4 protein-coding genes and 1 pseudogene are annotated in these 4,346 nt (G+C 40.4%); 1 reads left to right on the top strand and 4 read right to left on the bottom strand.

The features are described from left to right. A partial coding sequence (locus tag IQ229_RS15100; RefSeq protein WP_194044959.1) for an ATP-binding response regulator occupies positions 1-795 on the top strand: 795 nt, incomplete at its 5' end. Between the two features lie 221 nt (positions 796-1,016). Here the strand turns inward: IQ229_RS15100 and IQ229_RS15095 are convergent. The 4 genes and pseudogenes from IQ229_RS15095 to IQ229_RS15080 form a co-directional block, all read right to left on the bottom strand. Further along, positions 1,017-1,277: pseudogene (locus IQ229_RS15095) on the bottom strand (transposase domain-containing protein); the annotation flags it as partial. A gap of 220 nt (positions 1,278-1,497) precedes the next feature. Next, a complete protein-coding gene (locus IQ229_RS15090) occupies positions 1,498-2,466 on the bottom strand; it encodes an FTR1 family iron permease (RefSeq protein ID WP_194044958.1) in 969 nt (322 codons plus the stop codon). A 121-nt stretch (positions 2,467-2,587) separates the two neighbouring features. Beyond that, positions 2,588-3,022: a ferritin-like domain-containing protein gene (locus tag IQ229_RS15085; RefSeq protein ID WP_190899961.1), complete on the bottom strand. Its 435-nt coding sequence runs from the start codon at positions 3,020-3,022 to the stop codon at positions 2,588-2,590. A gap of 117 nt (positions 3,023-3,139) precedes the next feature. Next, entirely contained in the window at positions 3,140-4,177 is a 1,038-nt protein-coding gene (locus tag IQ229_RS15080; RefSeq protein WP_194044957.1) for a helix-hairpin-helix domain-containing protein, read from the bottom strand. Positions 4,178-4,346 lie beyond the last annotated feature (169 nt).

The following is a 4,346-nucleotide window of genomic DNA, read 5'->3' as shown; positions in this document are numbered from 1 at the left end:
TTTTTAGTCAGAGCTGATTCTAGTCGCTTGCAGCAAGTTATCTGGAATCTAGTTTCCAATGCTATTAAATTTACACCCCAAGGTGGAGAGATAGAAATCAGTTTAGAGTCTATTGGTTCTCAGGTTAAATTGCGAGTCAGTGATACAGGTAAGGGAATTAGCCCTGACTTTTTACCATTCGTCTTTGACTACTTTCGACAAGCTGATGGCGCAACCACTAGAAAATTCGGCGGACTGGGCTTAGGATTAGCTATTGTTCGTCACATTGTTGAGCTACACGGCGGCACAGTTAAGGCAGAAAGTTTGGGTGAAGAACAAGGAGCAACCTTTACAGTCATGCTACCGTTAATCGAGGTCGATCTAAATAGCCATCAGATAGCCTCTCAAGCTGATGATTTACCCGATTTCAAGGGATTGAAAGTTCTGCTTGTAGATGATGAGCGGGATACACGAGAGTTAATTGCTTTCATTTTGGAGCAATCTGGCGCGGTAGTAATCCAGGCGGCATCTGCAATGGAAGCACTACGAATTATGCCGCAGTTCCAGCCAAATCTGCTGTTAAGCGACATTGGAATGCCGGAAATAGACGGTTATATGCTGATTCGTCAAATTAGAGCTATGTCATCAGAACTTGGAGGAAAAATTCCCGCGATCGCCCTTACAGCTTATGCTGGTGAGGTTGATTATCAACAGGCAATTGCCGCCGGATTTGGGCAGCATATCACCAAACCAGTGGAGCCAGCTAAATTACTTCGAGCGATCGCTAACCTAATTTATAGTTGTAGCAATTGTTAATTGCGAGACTCCATAACTTTGCTCCTTGTAGAATTTTCAAAATATTTATAAGCTTCTTGTTGATTCAGGTGTTGTGAAATAACGTTTTTCAAACCAGAAAGCAACATTCGCGCGATTATCATTTTCAATCAGACTACTTAGAGTATTTTAACTGATTGACAAAATACACTTTATTTTAAAACCTCTTATATCAAGTTCGGATGAACACTTATAATTAAGCTCATCACTCTCGCTCCTAATCGCTGCCGAGCTTGTGTAATAGCTGATTTGCAGGGCATCCGCCAGTATTTTCCCACCTTAATCCATGCCTCTGACATCCCATCTATTAGATTTTTCAGCACGGGGAGCATTGAGTCTCTAGACCAAAAGCTCATTGCTATTATTAGGCTTACCACTAATTGTGCGGGTAGCGATCGCTTGCGTTCCTCTTCGGTTTTGGTATTAGCGATCGCCTGTTTGATTGAAGTTGCACTTATCGCCATCTCAATTGCCTTAAGCACGTCACCACTTTGTATCTCAGGAGACACCAACGAAAAACCTTTAAGATGCACCACATTTAATTTCCATTCATGGTCACAATGCCTAGTTTACATGACTTACAGCCTTAACTGAACCGTATTGCATTAGGTAGCTATCTAAAAGCGATTCCCAGCCATAGACTGGGAATAAGGGAGACTGCAAACAAGGTAACTGACTGTGCTTTTAATCTTTTGCAGAACGAATTGGTTTTTGACCAAAAGGGACATTCTTTTTACCTTCAGAAGAAGCACCCCCAAGGCTGCGGAAATATAGTCCTCCAATGGTGAGTAAAAACGTAACATATCCCACTGCTTGCACAAGATAGAGATTGTCTCTGTAACCAAATAAAGATTTGAGGATAATGCCAGGAAACTTTTCGTCAGGCAAGATTGTGGAAGTATTTGAAACCATTGGCCCCAAAATACAGGAGTGGACTTTTGTAAAACGTTCGTAATAGAAACAAAGGCTTTCTGTAGCACGACTGCTAAGGGCAAGATTAGCCACAGCTTCGTCAAAGTGTTTCAAGGCTGAAACTACCAACCCAGCGACAATCAACACTAATAAAACGCCCATTACCTGGAAAAACTGGCGGATGTTAATTTTGACACCCCATTTAAATAGCAGCACTCCAATTGCAGATGCCACTACCAAACCACCAATAGCACCCAAGGCTGGCATTAATCCCTGTTGAAAATTAGCAGCAACGAACAGAACAGTTTCAAAGCCTTCGCGGACAACGGCAACTAAAATTAAAGTAAAAACACCCCAACCAGCATTTGAGTTTTGTGTCAGTGCTTGTGTAACTGCTCCCTCAACTGTAGCTTTCATGAATCTGGCTTGTTTAGTCATCCAGATTAGCATCCAACTGAGCATTGCGATCGCTAATACACTAAACATACCTTCCAAGGCTGGCTCAACCACCGAGGTGTATTGAGGATTCACTGCTCCCAGTACTTGAATTATCCAACTGAATAGCACCCCTATTAAGGCACTCACAACAATGCCAACGCCGACACCAGCATATACCCAAGAGTTGAGTCGGGATTGTTTAGCTTTTTTCAGCAAAGCTAGCACAATACCAACAACAAGAGCAGCTTCCACTCCTTCTCGGAGCGTTATTACAAAAGTAGGTAGAGCAGTACTAAAATCCATCTTTTATCCTTTGTCTTTTCTCCTTTGCCATTAGTCATTTGCCCTTTGTCACTTGTTCTTTAAATTTAACTAATGACTAATGACTAATGACTAATGACTAATGACTAATGACTAATGACTATTAACTAAAATCGCGTAGCATCTTTTTGAGTTCGAGATTATGCATCTCTTCTTGACCAATCATGCCGCGAGCGAATTCTTCAAGATAAATGCTGGCATTAGTAACAGTTTCAAGCAGATTTTTATACAGATCCAATGCCTTTTTCTCGTGGGATAAGCTTTCTTCCAAGATATCCTTGACTTTATGCTGGTAGGTTTCTTCCATTGGGGCAATTTTCAGGGAGGGATGCCCATCTAAACCTGTGAGAATTTCTCCCACCTGTTCGGCATGAAGTAAAGATTCACTTGCCTGTGCTTTGAAAAAGGCCACAATTGGAATACGGTTAGGGCCAGTCACCATCAAAGAATAATGTGTATAACGTACTACCCCTGCTAGTTCAAATTCCATGATGGCGTTCAGCAGGTCAATAGTCTTTTTATGGTCAAGTTCTTGCATCAGTTGTTAGTTCAAGTAACGAATGGAGTGTAATGAGTTAGAAGTTCGTAATTCGTAACTTCTAACGATTTCATTATTTTAAACTCTTTACTTTATGCTTCCCATTAAATCAAAGTGTTATCGCTGTGCTTGGGTATTGGATTTATTAACCACTTTTTGAGAGTTTTCCTCAATGGTTTTCACAAGCTTGGTAACATCATTAGGTGTTTTAACTGCTTTTGCTGGTGGGATGGCAGCAGGCCAAGCTTTTATTAGTTCAGTGAAACTAGCATCGATCGCTTTGTGTGCTTCGGGATCTGCTTGAGCTACTTGACTAGAAATCCCTTTGTATAAATCATTGGCATAAACGACAAAACCACGGGAGTCTTGATACTCAATTGGCGCAGTTATTTTACCATCTGCGATCGCAGCGCCATATTCGGAGTTAGCTGCATCTAGCAATTCGTTAATTACCTGGAGGACAAATCCTGGTTTTGAGCGTTGATCTGCTGGCAAAGCTGCGATCGCACCATCAACTGCTTGCACTGAAGAAGTAAAATTAGTTTTAACTTTGCTATCCTTCGGACTAGATTTTACTAAATCTTGCAAACTCACCAATGTTGTTTTAAATTCTTTAACTTTGCGCTCATTTAATTGTTCTTCTACGTCAACATATATTTCCTCAACTGGATGTCCAATATGAGGTTCTGCCTGTTTCGGTTGATTCTGATCCAGCAGTTCTTGTGCTACCAAAAGATGCCCTTTCATCAAACCTAATTTAGACATATAGTCAACATCTTTTGCCTCACCTGTAAGTACCACTTCTTGAACACCAACTTGGTCTTTAATTTGGTCGAACTGTTCTTGAGTAATTACTTTTTTAGTAACTAAATCTTCTGGGCTGCCATAGGGACGAGCTGCCTGGATTTTGTTTGATAAAGCCGGAACGCCTAGTTTAGCTTCAAACTTATCCAATTCTGACAATATAGCACTGTTAATGTTAATTTTATCTTTGCCACCGTGACCACTATGACTGTTATTACTTGATGCCTCTGTAACTTGAGGGCTAGCAACTGGTGCTGATGGATTTTCTGCGGTTGGTGTACTACTACAGGAACTCAAGGTAACTATTACGGCTGCTGCTGCTGTTAAACAGATATAACGAAGTTTTATCATCTTTGCTCCTCGCACAATTAAAAATGTATTAATTAGAACATATCAAACTATTACTAGAAGCTAGTTTGTTTGACACATTGTCATAGACCTTACTGTTGCATATAATGAGATTTTTTATCAACTAATTAGCTGAACTTTAATAAATTAATTACAAATATATAGTTAAGAC

This window comes from Nostoc cf. edaphicum LEGE 07299 (assembly GCF_015207245.1).
Lineage (GTDB): Bacteria > Cyanobacteriota > Cyanobacteriia > Cyanobacteriales > Nostocaceae > Nostoc > Nostoc edaphicum_B.
The sequence above is the reverse complement of the archived record's forward strand: the minus strand, read 5'-3'. Positions and strand labels throughout refer to the sequence as shown.

Coding starts and splice junctions, on each gene's coding strand:
- IQ229_RS15080 (WP_194044957.1), bottom strand. CDS start 4,177: ATGATAAAACTTCGTTATATCTGTTTAACAGCAGCAGCAGCCGTAATA.
- IQ229_RS15085 (WP_190899961.1), bottom strand. CDS start 3,022: ATGCAAGAACTTGACCATAAAAAGACTATTGACCTGCTGAACGCCATC.
- IQ229_RS15090 (WP_194044958.1), bottom strand. CDS start 2,466: ATGGATTTTAGTACTGCTCTACCTACTTTTGTAATAACGCTCCGAGAA.